We start from the raw sequence: 13,375 nt of genomic DNA, 5'->3' as shown, positions 1-13,375 counted from the left end.
AGCCGCTCATCGCGGGAACGTCACGCCGACCAGTTCCTCCGAGATCTGCCAGATCCGCGACGCATCCTCTCCGTTCGTGAGTGGTGCGTAGAGCCGCTGTTCCGCGGGCGCCCCGCCCACGTGGCCGGCGCCGCGGGGCCCGTACAGTCGCCCGCCGCGTGATTCCGGCGCGGTGGCACTCATGAGGGCAGGGAGTGCCGCGCTCTCGGGAGTGCCGACGATCAGTCCGCGCGCGGAAGCCCACCGGATCACCCGCACCTCGAGGGTGTCGGTGGCACGCCCGAGTTCCGGCCGCGCCGCCAGCAGGCTCGTCGGAGCGACACCCGGGTGCGACAGGTTGCTCGTGATGCCCCAGCCGTGCACTTCGCTCTGACGGTCGAGTTCGAGGCCGAACAGCCCGAAGGCGATCTTCGACTGACGGTAGGCGCGCATGCCGTCGTATGACCGCTCCCACTGCAGGTCGGACCAGTTGATGCGTCCGCTGCTCGCCGCGACGCTCACCTGCGACGTCACCCGTGCGCGACCAGCCCGAAGCACGGGAAGCAGGTGCGCGACGAGCGCGACGTGACCGAGGTGGTTCGTGCCGAACTGCAGTTCGAACCCATCGGTGGTCGTCTGCCGGGAGGGCGGCGTCATCACGCCCGCATTGTTGATCAACAGATGCACCGGCTGCGCATCGGCGTTCATGGTTTCGCCGAAGGCGGCGATGGACTCCAGTGACGAGAGGTCGAGCGGGGCGGTGCGGACTCGGGCATGCGGGACGGCTTCGCGGATGCCGGCCGCCGCCGCCGCGCCCTTCTGGGCGTTGCGCACGGGGAGCACGATCTCCGCTCCGGCCTGGGCGAGCCGCGTCGCGATGCGCAGCCCGATCCCGTCGCTGCCGCCGGTGACCACGGCCGTCTTTCCGGTGAGGGACGGGATGTCGATGTCGATGATGCTGCGCGTCATGATGCTCCTTCGAGGGTCGCCTCCAGCATGTGTGCCTGCCGCGACCGCATCCAGGACTCCTCATGCAGTGGATGCGCGCACCGCGACGGTGCGAGGATCGTGATCGGCACAGCGAGGAGATGAGATGGCGATCGACAGAGCGGCCCTGGCGGGTTTCCTGCGTCTGCGCCGCGACAGCCTTCAGCCCGAGGACGTGGGGCTGGGCCGTGGTCAGCGGCGGCGCACCGAGGGTCTGCGGCGCGAGGAGGTCGCCGCTCTCAGCCACATGTCGGCGGACTACTACGCCCGCCTGGAGCGCGGCGACGGGCCACTGCCTTCGGCGCAGATGCTCGCCTCCATCGCCCAGGGCCTGCACCTCACGGTCGACGAGCGCGACCACCTGTTCCGCCTGGCCGGACATCAGCCGCCGGCGCGCGGAGGGGCGAGCGAGCACGTCAGCCCCGGCATGCTGCGGATCCTCGACCGTCTGCAGGACACTCCGGCGGAGATCGTGACCGAGCTCGGGGAGACCCTGCGCCAGACACCTCTGGGAGTCGCGCTCACGGGCGACACCGCCGGCATCCGTGGACCGGAACGGAGCCTCGGATATCGCTGGTTCAGTGATCCACGCACGCGGGCGCTGTATGCCGAGGAAGAGCACGACTTCCTCTCCCGGCTGTGGGTCTCGGGTCTGCGAGAGGTCAGTGCGCGGAGGGGGAGCGGGTCGCGCGCCGCGGAGTTCGTCGAGGCGCTGCTCCCGCGCAGCGCCGAGTTCCGGGAGCTCTGGGATCGGCACGAGGTGGGTCTGCGGCCCCGCGCGACGAAGCACTTCGTGCACGCCGAGCTCGGGCCGCTCGAACTCACCTGCCAGAGCCTGCTCGATCCGGAGCAGTCCCACGCACTGCTCGTCTACACCGCAGTGCCAGGTTCGGAGAGTCAGGAGAAGCTGCGGCTGCTCTCGGCGCTCAGCCCGCGAACGCTCTCGTCCTGACGGGAGTGCGCCCTCCCGAACCGGATGCCGCCGCCTCACGATGCCGGCCGCTGCATCGTCATCCGGGTATGAGACGACTCCACATCCTCGCCCTCTCCGCTTCGGCCGCGCTCGGACTCTTCGTCGGCGGATGGGCGTACTTCGCCTCCGCCGGCTTCTACGACTCGTTCCCCGGTGTGCTCGGCTCGTGGGTCTCGGTCGACGGGCCCTACAACGAGCACCTGATCCGCGATGTCGGTGCCATGTACCTGGCGCTCGCCGCGGCCAGCATCGGCGGACTGATCTGGCGGAACGAGGTCGTCTTCCGCATCCTCGGCATCGCCTGGACCGTGTTCGGGCTGTTGCACTTCGCGTACCACGCGCTGCACCTCGAGCACATGTCACCGGCATCCGTGATCGGCGTGATGGTCGCCCTGGGGGTCAGCCTGCTGCTGGGTGCCGTGCTGCTGCTCCCCGAACGGATGCCGTCACGACGCGCCTGAACGTCAGCCGTCGTCACCTTCCGCGCGCCGCGGACTCGGGTCCGGGGGCAGGATCTCGACCGGCGTCGCGGAGGCCTTCACCTGTGCGCGCCACCAGATCACGAACCCGGTCGCGGTGAAGAGGCCGTAGAAGACGTACATCAACCCGGTGGCGTAGTAGCCCGAGCTGAACAGGAGCGGCACGCCCACCACATCGACGGCGATCCAGACGAGCCAGAACTCGGTCCACCCCCGCGCCATGCCGTAGGTCGCGAGCAGTGAGCCGACGAAGGTCCAGGCGTCCGCCCACACCGGCTCCCAGGAGCCGAGCGCGCGGAACAGCGGCGTCAGTGCGACCGTGCCGACGATCATGACGAGCACCATGCCGATGCGGGCGCCGGTGGGGGCCCAGCGCGGGGTCACGCGGCCACCGGAGGCGTTGCGCCAGCGGATCCAGCCGTAGATCGCGACGGCGATGAACATGACCTGGCGGCCCGCCTGCCCGAGCAGATGCGGCAGCGACTGATCGGGGCTGAGGATCGAACCGAGGAACACGGTCAGCAGCAGCAGGTTGCCGACGATGCCCACCGGCCATGCCCAGATCTTGCGGCGCATGCCGCCGATCGCGCTCGCGAGTCCGAAGACGTTGCCGACGACTTCGCGCACCAACAGGGTCTGCCCGCCGGGCAGCATCCATTGCGAGTTGAACGCATCGACGAGCCACTGCAGCGCATCCATCGTGTCTCCGTTCAGGACGCGGCGTCGGGAGCGGTGCGCTCGTCGAGGATCAGCTGCAGCAGGCTCAGGTCGAGCCAGCGACCGAACTTCGCGCCGACCTGCGGCATGCGCCCCACCTCGCGGAAGCCGAGCTTCTCGTGCAGGCGGATCGATCCGACGTTGCCGCTCTCGACCGCAGCGACCATGACGTGCACACCCTGCGCGCGCGCCCTCGCGATGAGCTCCTGCATGAGCGTCTTGCCGACGCCGCGTCCCTGCTGGTCGCCCCGCACGTACACCGAGTGCTCGACGGTGCGCCGGAATCCGGTGTGCGGGCGGAAGCCGCCGAAGGAGGCATAGCCGATCACGCCGGAGTCATCCGCGGCGACGATCACAGGGAAGCCGTGCGCAGTGCGATCCGCGAGCCAGGCCGCACGATCGGCTATGCCGACGGCATCGTCGTTCCAGATCGCGGTGGTGTGCACCACGGCGTGGTTGTGAATCTCGGTGATCTTCTCGAGGTCGGCGACGACCGCATCCCTGATCTGCACTGGGGTCTCCTGCGTCTGCGCTTCGGGCGCGCAACGCTGACGTTAGCAGGATGCGAAGGGTGACGGATCACGGGGACAGGAGGTCAGGAGATCAGGATGCCTTAAGTGATTCGCACGCCCGCGTACTGGACACTTCAACTACGCCACGAGCCCATCGTCGATCTCGTGTCGGACCCGCAACAACGAGCTGGCATACACGACCGTAGCAACGGCCATGCCTGCGACAATCAACACCAACGCTAACGCGGCACCTGCGACTGCGATGAGCGCTGAGGAGACCAGCCCTCCGAACCCCAGAGAACCGTACGCGAAGAAGCGATAGACCGCACCTATTCGGCTTCTCATCACCAGAGGAGCTCTCTGCTGCCGCAGGGTGACCGCCAGCACGTTGTAGATCACAAGTCCCGACCCATAGAGGAAGAACACCATGATTGCCAGTACCTGATCGAACACGCCGGCGTCGCTGACGAAAAGTAGCAGAATAGGCGACAGAGTGGCCCCGCTCATTGCGACGACCATCAGAACAGCCGGAGATCGGGGTTTCGCGTGACGCATCGCTGCCGCGGCGGCGACTGCTCCGAGCCCTCCAGCCGAGAGGATCACGCCGAGTAGCCCGGCAGAGATCCCAAGATCGCGACTTGCCCGAACCAGAAATGTTGTGATGAGTGCCTGTTCGGTCAGGTTGAAGATGCTCCCCGCGATCAGAAGACGTCTGAGTACCCGATCGGAGAAACTGAATCGCAGCCCAGCATTGAGTCGCCGAAACACGGAGGCGTTGAGGGGCGATTCCGGCTTCGTGGGCGTTGCTCGCACGGGTAGGAGGAGGAAGAACGCGCCCGCATACACGATGCTGATCGCAGCAAACGCAAGCGCCGGATACCCCAGGCCGACCAAGGCGCCGGCAGCTGTCGGTCCGAGCACCTGCGCCAGCGAGTAAGTCAGTTGGATGCGCCGATTAGCCTCCACCAACTTCGCCGAGGGCGCGAGATAGGGAACGACTCCTTGGACGGCGACATCGAATGCTGCGGTTAGTGCTCCGGCAAGAAACACGGCGACAAGTAGGGTGGACAGTTGCAACCTGCCGGTCGAAGCGAGAACCGCAAGCAGCGCGAACACGAGGGCGCGCCCAGCGTGCCCGATGAGCATCGGGGTGACCTTCGATGTCGAGTCGATGATGGCACCAAGGAGTAGCGTCAGGAGGATCACCGGCAAGAACTGCGCGAACGAGATCAGGCCGACCTGAGTGTCCTGGACGTGCAAGGTTGTCAAGGCAAGGAGTGGGATCGCTGCAGATGCAGTCTGCGCCGCGAACTGGGAGGAAGCCTGGCTCCATGCAAAGCGCTGAAATACGGGCGACCACGCTCTGCGTCCGTCTGGATTCACGCTTGTGTCCTGATCAAGACTGCAGCAACCACCTTCTCTGCGCGGCTACTTGCACTGCTCGCGTCTCTGCCGCTGCTTATGACATGTCCAACTCTGTCGTGCGAGGATCTGAGCGCGCCTACGACATTCCCTGACTGCACGCCGATGTGCACCTGAGTCTCGGGTTCGATCCAATTCGGGACAGACACGTGGAGCACGGCGCCGGGTGGTGCGACAAGGAACCGAATCGCCGCGCCGCCGCGATAGATGAGCTCGGTTGGCAGGACGGGGGCACCCGTTGCGGCGCGAATGATGAGGTCGAGGTAGTCGACTCCGGTCGCGTGATGTACTAGCTCGCGGATCTTGTCACCGCCTACCCGATTGTGCGATTCGATCAGCCTGGGCCCCCTGCTCGTGAGGCGCAATTCAGTGTGTGATGGTCCATCCCTCAGGCCGAGGGCGTCCAGAACTCCACGGGCATGCTCAGCGAGCGCGGCTGAGTCGGCAGGCGAGACGCGGGCGGGAATGGTATGCCCCATTTCAACCGAGCTTGCGGGGTCGACGGTCTTCTCCGTGAGCGCAACAATCCGATGTTCGCCGGACACCGAGAATGCCTCAACACTGAACTCAGGTCCATCGAGGAACTCCTCGATGAGTACGCTGCCGGTTGCCGCCCCAGCCGCCCTGCGCCAGGCTCGCTCCGCCTCACTCGATTCCCGGACGACCGAGACCCCGGTGCTTGCAGTGCCTTGCGAAGGCTTGACAACGACCGGTGCGCCGTTCTCCGCCAGAGCGGTAGCAACGTCAGCCTGGCAGCGCGCTTCCCAGAAGCGCACCTCCATGCCGGAGAAGCGGGCGAGGTGTCTTCGCATGAGCACCTTGTCCATCAGCAGCTGCGCGGTTTTTAGGCCAGCGCCCCACAACCCGAGGGACTCGGCCACCTCCGCGGCAGGAAGCAGTCCCTGCTCTGTGAGGCTGATTGCGGCGTCGAACGGCAATCGCTCGTGCAAGCCGATTGCGGTCTGAACGATCAGTCGCCGGTCAGGGACATCCACGTCGTGACCGGTGCCACTCCCGATCACAACGACATCGTGCCCAGCGCGACGTGCTGCGAGCACAAGCGCAGGTGTTCCCTCGATGACAAGAACTCGACTCAACCTGCACTTCCGTAGGCCGAACGGGCAGAGGCAAGAACGTCCGATACGTGCGCGATGGTGTTGCTGGTCGGCCACACGACATCTACGACAGATCCACCTGCGACTAACAGAGTGACCCGCGTATACAGCTCCTCACCATCGAATCGAAACGTGTCGAGGCCGAGCCGTCGAAGTGCCAAGCTCGGGTCCGACAGTATCGGGTACGGGAGATGGAGCCGTTCGACCGCCTCAGACTGATACTCGGTGCTTTGGGTTGAGAGACCGTAGACGCCGAGCCCGAGTTCGCGAAATGCGCTGTAGAGATCACGGATAGCGCAGGCTTCAACGGTGCACCCCTTTGCCCCGGGGATAGCAGCCCACGAGGCGTCATCAGGCTTGTTGGGGTCTCCGGTGCGTGGATAGATGAACAGCGCGAACGCACCGAGCGCCGGATCTGATAGGTCCACCCGATCTCCGTCGGTGGTTGTCAGCGCCGTCGTCGGCATTCGCCGACCTATCAGCCGGCCCGAACTGTCCTGCGTCATCGTTGCTCCTCTGCGGGTGGGCGCGTATCGAGGAAATAGGCGTTCTCGATCTGGCGGAGACGATCCGCGACCTGTCTTCGGTCGGGCGCGTCAAGTCTGCAGTAGACGATTCCTGTTGTCGTCGAGCTGTGCATTCGTGAGCTGATTTCATCGCCCACCCTTATGTGCATGTCAACGAATTGCATCCCGTCGACCGAGCGAAAGGCATTCTCGTCTGCGAGCGAAACTACCCTGCCGGGCCAGGTGGGCAGAGTAGTCCACATCAACGGTGCGGGATCCGACCCGTCGTTCGCGATCTCCGGGGCATGCCCGAGCGACAACGACATGAATGCATCCCAGAGGTCGACGCCGGTCGACAGACGAGCGCTATCGACGACGCCAGCGCCGCCTGGTCGACACGCGATCTCACCAACAAGCAATCCGTCGGAGGTACGTAGCATTTCCATGTGGGTCACACCTTCCTCGATGCCGAGCGCAGAGACGGTGCGAGCATGGAGCTCACGAACTTCTTGCGCGAGCGCATCGGCGCCGCGGAGAGTGGAGGCGCCGAGCATCTGGCCGATCCCGCCGAGGAGAGGAGTGTTGTAGAGCGACGCAAGAGCAAATTCGACCTTCCCACGCACCACGATCCCATCGCAGGTCAACTCATCGCCGACGGTCATGTATCGCTCGACGATCATCAGCCGGGTTGAGTCGGAGATCCGGTCGCCCGACTCGGACGCCAGTAGTCGCGCGAGTGTGTCTTCGTCGGCGAGGACATGAGTGTCCATTGAGCCCGTTCCGAACGCAGGCTTGATGATCACGGGGAAGCCGATCATTCGCGCGGCGGCCGACAATTGCTCGCGCCCCACAGTCACCCGGTGCTCGGCGACGGGAAGACCATGCTCGACGAGGCGCTGCTTCATCGCGAACTTGTTGGTCAAGAGGTTTGCAGTGGTGGAACCGATGCCGCCGAGCGCGAACACGTCTCGTACGTACCCGCCGGCAGGCATACTGCGCTCTGACGGGGAAACGACGTGTGTAACAGTGCTACCGCGATGCACAGCAGCCACTGCATCAAGCACGTCGCTTACGCGCCCGACGTCCTTCACTATGGTCATCGGTGTTCCTCTGGGATATTTCGACACGTACGCTGCCTCAGTGACGACATGCACGGTTGCGTTCGCGGCGACTCGCTGCAAGCGTTCCAGCGCCTCTGACTTTCCCGTGTTGACCAGAACCACGACGCCAGCGCGATCCTGATGCATCGCTTCGATTCCCTGCGGAATGTCATTCCTCTTCGTCATGCTGCTCCATCTCCTCGATCCCACGCTGGAGGTACCACAACATCGCGAAATAGGTCGCCGACCATGATTCGACAGTCGGCAGTGCCGCGGGGTACTTCAACCAGCCCGCAAGCGCGGCTGCCGCCCCGATCCGCAATCGCGCCACTCTTACGCTCCGTGATGCATCGTCAAACCAATCAAGCTGGTCGACGAAGCACGCCTCGATCGCGTTGATCAGGGCAGTCTGTGGCAGGAGACTGGAGAAGTGGACGGCGTCCGCATTTGCAGTCACATCCCAAACCGGTCCGCGTCGTCCGCTCTCCACTGAGTGCAGTACTGAGCTCATTGGCCAAATGCTGTGGAGCAAGGTAGCGAAGTCGTAGGTCGGATCTCCGCGGCCTTCATCTCTTCGCCGTCGACCGTCCCAGACCGTCCGCGGGTCGATGAAGCAGGGAGTGCCGTCTACCCGCCTCAGCATGTTGCGCAGGTGGGGGTCTCCGTGCACCACGGAACTTGATTCCGGCAACAGCTCCGGGATATGTCGAGCAAGGCGTGTACGGAGAGACGCGAGCCCTTCGACGGCATACTCAGCGCTAATCCACGGAAGAAGCCCCAGTGCCTCGCCGTTCCTGTCTCCAAGCACACGCTCTGCTGCCTGAATGAAACCGGGCTCGTGTGGTACAGCGGAGAATCTGCCCCTGTACAGATAGGCGGCCACCTCGGGGACCCCGGGCGCCACCGTCCTCCGATGGAGATTCCCGAGGAGCTCCAAGAACGGTTCGAGTCGGGAAATGGCATTGTGAACCGGAGTAGTTCGGTCCCCGTCGCAGAACAGATCTTCATCGAGGGGCTCGGCGCGCGCTGCTTCCATCACGTTGACTCCGATCCCCGCATGCTCAACAAAGGCGAGAACGCGAGGGAAGACGATCCTCTCAGCGCAGTGATGGTCATTGACCGCCCGAACTAAGTCGACCTCGGCCCGCACGATTTCGACGGGCCCCACCTTGACAACTCGGGCTTCCGCCGACCCGTCAACTCTCACGATCATGAGCGAATCGGCGCCCCGCGGGTATCGACTCACGATCACGCCAGGCTCTATGGATGCCATATCGAGCCATGCATCGACACAGAGTTGCTCAACAGCGCCGGTGATGCTCGCTGCGTCGTTGGCGACCGTAAGTCGTGAAGTCCGTGCACCGGTTGTGACGGTCACCTCGGTGCGGTCAGAGTTCGGGGGAGGAAGCAGTCGAAAGATGACGCTAGAGCCAAGTTCATCCGCGCGCTGCGTTGCATCCCGCAAGATGGCCTCCGTCGGAGATGGCGTCGTCGCCTCAGTCACGCAAGCGGGCGTCATGCCTGAAGTGGTCATATCTGCGTGCACGCAGGTTCGATCGAAGCGCGCGCCGCATTCTCGGCAATCTCTGCAGCCCGAATAGGCATCAACGAGAGCAGAACCTCGCTGAATCCGTGGGTCGCCTCCGCATAGCCTTGAAGGTAGATCTGAGGAGCCGAAATCTTCTGCGTGCGGATACTGTAGTCACGATCGATTTGATAGCAACCGTTCGGACCAAGATCGAACATTCCGGAGACGCCTTCAAGGAGAGGCAAGGGCATTGGGTAGGTGTATCCAGTGCCGAGGATGATGGCGTCGTAGGATTCTTCGCGCTCTGTGCCATCTTCGAGAGATCGGTAGCGTCCTCGGGCAACATTCCCGGAAGAGGACCCGCCGATGAATTCGACGAGACGCTCGAACTGGTAGTTGTTCGAGCCAGCCACTCGTGCTTCGTACCGAGCGCGGTAGATTCGCGGGATCAGGTCATAGCTCGCGCCGGAATGGGCGGCCGACGAGTGTTCGCGCAGAACGCGCTCGCGTACAGACGAATTGGCGCCGTAGAACCAGTCAGTCGTTTCCGGGAAGAAGAGTTCGTTGACAAAGTGGGTGTCGTCCTCAGGTCGCATCGCGAAGGATCGAGAGGTGATGGTGATGCTCGCGTTGGGATACTCAACGCGGAGGTAGGTGAACAGATCTGCAGTTGTCTGACCAGAGCCGACAATGTTGAAGCGGTAGGGCGCGGTCCGATCCGGGTATCCTGCTCGCAGTCGACCCAGCGATTCAGAGGCATGGAAAAGGCGCGATCCAACTACAGTGTCCGCGGGAATCTTTGGAGTCCCACCGTTTGCGATGACCAGGGCCCTTGTTTGGATACGTTGAAGATCGTTCCCTGACACATCTACCGAAGAAACAACGAGATACTCGCCATCAGCTTCAACGCTCGTGACGTTTCGGCCCCACTGCGTGCTTGCGTCAAACCGTCCAGCGACCCATCTGTAGTAGTCATCGAACTCTCTTCTGGATGGATAGAATGTGCGAAGGTTGATGAACTCATGCAATCTGCCCCGGTCTTTTAGGTATGCAAGAAATGAGAACTCGCTTTGAGGGTTCCTCAGCGACACAATGTCCTTCAGAAAAGGCACTTGCATCTCGGCCTCAGGGAACATCAAGTCCTCATGCCACGAGAAATCAAGCTTCCTGTCGATGAAGCGGCACGACAATTCCGGATGCAATTCGGCAAGAGCCACGGCGACCGAGATGTTTGACGGACCGAAGCCGATTCCGGCAACGTCGAAGCGATCCATTCTTCCCCCAATATCCCACTGGATCTCGCCAGTCTGGGCGCGATCACAAGGAGCGTAAGTCAATTTCTGGCGCGCAGAAGGCGAACTCCGGTAGAACACCTATAACTGGGGAGTGATGCGAAGCCAACGTATGGGTGGCCGATGGGCTAGTTGTTGATCGCCTGTCACCTGCAGGCAACAGGTGCTCGCTGCGGTCGATCTCATGGTCGCAGCGACGATGAAATCCCGTCCGCGCCCGAACCGCCACGCCACGAGGTCAGCTTCGCCGGATTCATCATGATCCACACCCGGCTGATGCGGCGGTTCTCGACTGCGAAGTTCATGACGGATGCGACTTCGCCCGCCGCGCGGAACACGAAGGCGAGGCCGTCTCCGGTCTCCAGCTCGGCGGCCTCGAGCTGAGGGTTCTTCTGAGCGATCCCGAGCAGGAAACGGGCGACCCGATCGGCGCCGCTGACGATGTTGAGTGCGGCGCGCACGACTCCGCCGCCGTCGCTGCGCAGCTCGACATCCGGTGCGAGCACCCGGATCAACTCGTCGACACCTCCTGTGAGCGTCGCGGCGCGGAACGCACGCACCACCCGGTCATGCTCCGCCCGAGGTACTGCCGTCGCGCGGTTCTCGCGTACGTGGCGTCGCGCCGAGGTCGCCAGTTGGCGTACGGCGGCAGGGGAGCGCCCGAGGATGTCGGCGATCTCGGGGAACGGTACGTCGAAGATGTCGTGCAGTACGAAGGCCACGCGCTCCGACGGGGTCATCGACTCCAGCACGACCAGCAGAGCCGTCGACACCGAATCGTCGAACGACACGCGCTCCAAGGGGTCGGTGATCTCGCGCGATGACGCGGACACCCGGCCGCTGTCCGCGAACGCGTCGGAGGGCACCGGCTCAGGCAGCCACTGACCCACGTACTGCTCACGGCGTCGCCGGGCCGAGGTCAGCAGATCGAGCGAGATCCGGCTGGCGACGGTCGTCAGCCAGGCGCCGAGGTTCAGGATGGCGTCGCGTTCGGCATCCGTCTGCCGGTACCAGCGCACGAACGTCTCCTGCACGACGTCCTCCGCATCGGCGAGGGTTCCCGTCATGCGGTAGGCGACGGCCAGCAGCCGACGGCGTTCGCGGAACACCTCATCCAGGTCGTCGTGCACGTTCTCTCCTCGCAGCGGATGCACTCGAAGACTACCGACCTCACACCTGCCCGCGTTCCATCGTCGGAGATGTGACAGGGTGACGCGCAGAGCACCCCGAACGAAGGGAACCCCATGAGGATCGCCATCGCAGGAGGAACCGGAACCGTCGGGCGCCACGTCACGGAGTCCGCGCGCGCAGCCGGTCACGAGGTCGTCGTGCTCAGCAGGGCGAACGGCGCAGATGTCCTCACGGGCAGGGGGCTCGCCGCTGCGCTCGCCGGAGCGGATGCCGTCATCGACGTCACCAACCTCGCCACCACGCTCTCGGCGAAGAAGTCGAGGCGCTTCTTCGAGACCGCGGCGCACCACCTGCTCGCAGCCGAGCGGCAGGCCGGCGTCGGTCATCACGTCGTGCTGTCGATCGTCGGGATCGACGACATCGACACCTCGTACTACGCGGGAAAGCTCGCCCAGGAGCGGGCCGTCGCCGCAGGACCCGTGCCGTTCACGATCGCCCGGGCGGGCCAGTTCCACGAGTTCGCGGGGCAGATCCTCGGCCTGGTGAGCGGACCGTTCGCGCCGATGCCCCGCACGCTCATGCGGCCGGTCGCGGCCCGCGAAGTCGCCGCGCACCTCGTGCGGGTCGCTGAGACCGGAGCGGTCGGTCGGGCGCCCGACCTGGTCGGACCGCGCGATGAGACACTCGCTGACGTGGCTCGACGGCAGCTCGCGTTCGACGGCATCCACCGCCGGGTGCTCGACATCCGGCTCCCCGGTGCCTACGGCCGGGGGCTCGCGTCAGGCTCGCTGCGCGGAGGGGCGGATGCGCTCCGGGGCAAGATCACCTTCGACGAATGGCTGCGCAGCGCAGACCACGTCCGGGTGTGAGAAGGCGCACGGGCTCTGGAGCGCGCGGGGCTCGGTGTGCTCTGATGGACGCATGAGCACCGTCGATCCCGATGCCGCCCGCCGCGCACGCGCCGCCCGAGTTCCTGCCGGGAAGGACCTCATCCTGCCCGGCATACTCGCCTTCGTCGGCCCCGCGATCCTGGTCGGATCGCTCATGTCGATGGCAGGGGAGCCGGGGGACGGCGATGTCGCCCAGAGCACGGTCCGGCTGCTTCTGGGCGCCGGCGGCACCACGCTCGGTGCCCTCGCGACCCTCGGAGGGTTCTTCCTCTGGCTGCGGCTCTCGATCAAGAACCGCCGACTTCCGGGATGGGCGGCGCCGTTGGCTCTCGGGTTCGGCGGCGCGGGGATCGCCGTCCTGTCGGTGAGCATGAGGGTCGTGCTGGCCAGCGTGCTGATCGGCATCGGTGTCGTGTTCGCCGTGGCCGCCGTCGCCGCGCTGCGTCGCCGCACAGTACGGCTCGACACCGAGGAGAGGCTCATGCGTGAGTCCGACCCTGTCGAGGGCGTCGTGACGAACCAGGGGTACACACACTTCGGCGACTCGAGCAGGATCCTGACGGCGGTGACCTACGCGTTCGTCGATGCGCAGGGGACGCAGCGGTTCGTGCAGCGCCCGGCGGTCATCGATGTGACCGCGCCGATCGTCGAGGGCGAGCGGGTCGATGTCTGGTACGACCGGATGAACCCGGGCGACGAGAAGAAGATCGTCGTGCGCCGACGGCTCTGACGCCCCGGTGACGT

Annotated in this window: 14 protein-coding genes; 4 read left to right on the top strand and 10 right to left on the bottom strand. The window is 64.8% G+C overall.

What is annotated here, in order from left to right; genetic code table 11:
* Nucleotides 1-6: 6 nt before the first annotated feature.
* On the bottom strand, nt 7-948 hold the full coding sequence (locus MRBLWO12_RS15020) for an SDR family oxidoreductase (RefSeq protein ID WP_363556856.1): 942 nt from the start codon (nt 946-948) through the stop codon (nt 7-9).
* A gap of 124 nt (nt 949-1,072) precedes the next feature.
* On the opposite strand from MRBLWO12_RS15020, the gene MRBLWO12_RS15015 reads away from it, so the two are divergent.
* Together MRBLWO12_RS15015 and MRBLWO12_RS15010 are read left to right on the top strand one after the other, a co-directional pair.
* Nucleotides 1,073-1,918 (top strand): helix-turn-helix transcriptional regulator, encoded by an 846-nt coding sequence (locus tag MRBLWO12_RS15015; RefSeq protein ID WP_363556854.1) that lies wholly within the window; start codon nt 1,073-1,075, stop codon nt 1,916-1,918.
* A gap of 68 nt (nt 1,919-1,986) precedes the next feature.
* Nucleotides 1,987-2,400: a hypothetical protein gene (locus MRBLWO12_RS15010; RefSeq protein ID WP_363556852.1), complete on the top strand. Its 414-nt coding sequence runs from the start codon at nt 1,987-1,989 to the stop codon at nt 2,398-2,400.
* A 3-nt stretch (nt 2,401-2,403) separates the two neighbouring features.
* On the opposite strand, the gene pnuC is transcribed toward MRBLWO12_RS15010, so the two are convergent.
* From pnuC to sigJ, 9 genes are all read right to left on the bottom strand, one after another.
* A complete protein-coding gene (pnuC, locus tag MRBLWO12_RS15005) occupies nt 2,404-3,117 on the bottom strand; it encodes a nicotinamide riboside transporter PnuC (protein WP_363556850.1) in 714 nt (237 codons plus the stop codon).
* 11 nt (nt 3,118-3,128) lie between these two features.
* On the bottom strand, nt 3,129-3,647 hold the full coding sequence (locus MRBLWO12_RS15000; protein WP_363556848.1) for a GNAT family N-acetyltransferase: 519 nt from the start codon (nt 3,645-3,647) through the stop codon (nt 3,129-3,131).
* A 138-nt stretch (nt 3,648-3,785) separates the two neighbouring features.
* The gene (locus MRBLWO12_RS14995; RefSeq protein WP_363556846.1) at nt 3,786-5,030 is read right to left on the bottom strand and encodes an MFS transporter; all 1,245 of its coding nucleotides are present in this window, start codon (nt 5,028-5,030) and stop codon (nt 3,786-3,788) included.
* On the bottom strand, nt 5,027-6,064 hold the full coding sequence (locus MRBLWO12_RS14990; protein WP_363556844.1) for an ATP-grasp domain-containing protein: 1,038 nt from the start codon (nt 6,062-6,064) through the stop codon (nt 5,027-5,029). Before MRBLWO12_RS14990 ends, MRBLWO12_RS14995 begins: the two co-directional genes overlap by 4 nt.
* Nucleotides 6,065-6,162: 98 nt before the next feature.
* Entirely contained in the window at nt 6,163-6,690 is a 528-nt protein-coding gene (locus MRBLWO12_RS14985; RefSeq protein ID WP_363556842.1) for a peroxiredoxin, read from the bottom strand.
* Complete coding sequence (locus MRBLWO12_RS14980; RefSeq protein WP_363556840.1) at nt 6,687-7,976, bottom strand: ATP-grasp domain-containing protein; 1,290 nt, start codon at nt 7,974-7,976, stop codon at nt 6,687-6,689. The genes MRBLWO12_RS14985 and MRBLWO12_RS14980 overlap by 4 nt, the downstream gene beginning before the upstream one ends.
* A complete protein-coding gene (locus MRBLWO12_RS14975; RefSeq protein ID WP_363556838.1) occupies nt 7,960-9,168 on the bottom strand; it encodes a phosphotransferase in 1,209 nt (402 codons plus the stop codon). Before MRBLWO12_RS14975 ends, MRBLWO12_RS14980 begins: the two co-directional genes overlap by 17 nt.
* A gap of 152 nt (nt 9,169-9,320) precedes the next feature.
* Complete coding sequence (locus MRBLWO12_RS14970; protein WP_363556836.1) at nt 9,321-10,592, bottom strand: SidA/IucD/PvdA family monooxygenase; 1,272 nt, start codon at nt 10,590-10,592, stop codon at nt 9,321-9,323.
* 200 nt (nt 10,593-10,792) lie between these two features.
* Complete coding sequence (gene sigJ / locus MRBLWO12_RS14965) at nt 10,793-11,740, bottom strand: RNA polymerase sigma factor SigJ (RefSeq protein ID WP_363556834.1); 948 nt, start codon at nt 11,738-11,740, stop codon at nt 10,793-10,795.
* 114 nt (nt 11,741-11,854) lie between these two features.
* Between sigJ and MRBLWO12_RS14960 the strand changes: the two genes are divergently transcribed.
* Entirely contained in the window at nt 11,855-12,610 is a 756-nt protein-coding gene (locus MRBLWO12_RS14960) for an SDR family oxidoreductase (protein WP_363556832.1), read from the top strand.
* Nucleotides 12,611-12,662: 52 nt separating this feature from the next.
* Complete coding sequence (locus tag MRBLWO12_RS14955) at nt 12,663-13,361, top strand: DUF3592 domain-containing protein (RefSeq protein ID WP_363556830.1); 699 nt, start codon at nt 12,663-12,665, stop codon at nt 13,359-13,361.
* Nucleotides 13,362-13,375 lie beyond the last annotated feature (14 nt).

The organism is Microbacterium sp. LWO12-1.2 (assembly GCF_040675875.1).
Classification (GTDB): domain Bacteria; phylum Actinomycetota; class Actinomycetes; order Actinomycetales; family Microbacteriaceae; genus Microbacterium.
This window is presented reverse-complemented; position numbering and strand designations above follow the sequence as displayed.

Coding starts and splice junctions, on each gene's coding strand:
- MRBLWO12_RS15020 (WP_363556856.1), bottom strand. CDS start 948: ATGACGCGCAGCATCATCGACATCGACATCCCGTCCCTCACCGGAAAG.
- MRBLWO12_RS14970 (WP_363556836.1), bottom strand. CDS start 10,592: ATGGATCGCTTCGACGTTGCCGGAATCGGCTTCGGTCCGTCAAACATC.
- MRBLWO12_RS14960 (WP_363556832.1), top strand. CDS start 11,855: ATGAGGATCGCCATCGCAGGAGGAACCGGAACCGTCGGGCGCCACGTC.
- MRBLWO12_RS15015 (WP_363556854.1), top strand. CDS start 1,073: ATGGCGATCGACAGAGCGGCCCTGGCGGGTTTCCTGCGTCTGCGCCGC.
- MRBLWO12_RS14985 (WP_363556842.1), bottom strand. CDS start 6,690: ATGACGCAGGACAGTTCGGGCCGGCTGATAGGTCGGCGAATGCCGACG.
- MRBLWO12_RS15010 (WP_363556852.1), top strand. CDS start 1,987: ATGAGACGACTCCACATCCTCGCCCTCTCCGCTTCGGCCGCGCTCGGA.
- MRBLWO12_RS14955 (WP_363556830.1), top strand. CDS start 12,663: ATGAGCACCGTCGATCCCGATGCCGCCCGCCGCGCACGCGCCGCCCGA.
- pnuC (WP_363556850.1), bottom strand. CDS start 3,117: ATGGATGCGCTGCAGTGGCTCGTCGATGCGTTCAACTCGCAATGGATG.
- MRBLWO12_RS14980 (WP_363556840.1), bottom strand. CDS start 7,976: ATGACGAAGAGGAATGACATTCCGCAGGGAATCGAAGCGATGCATCAG.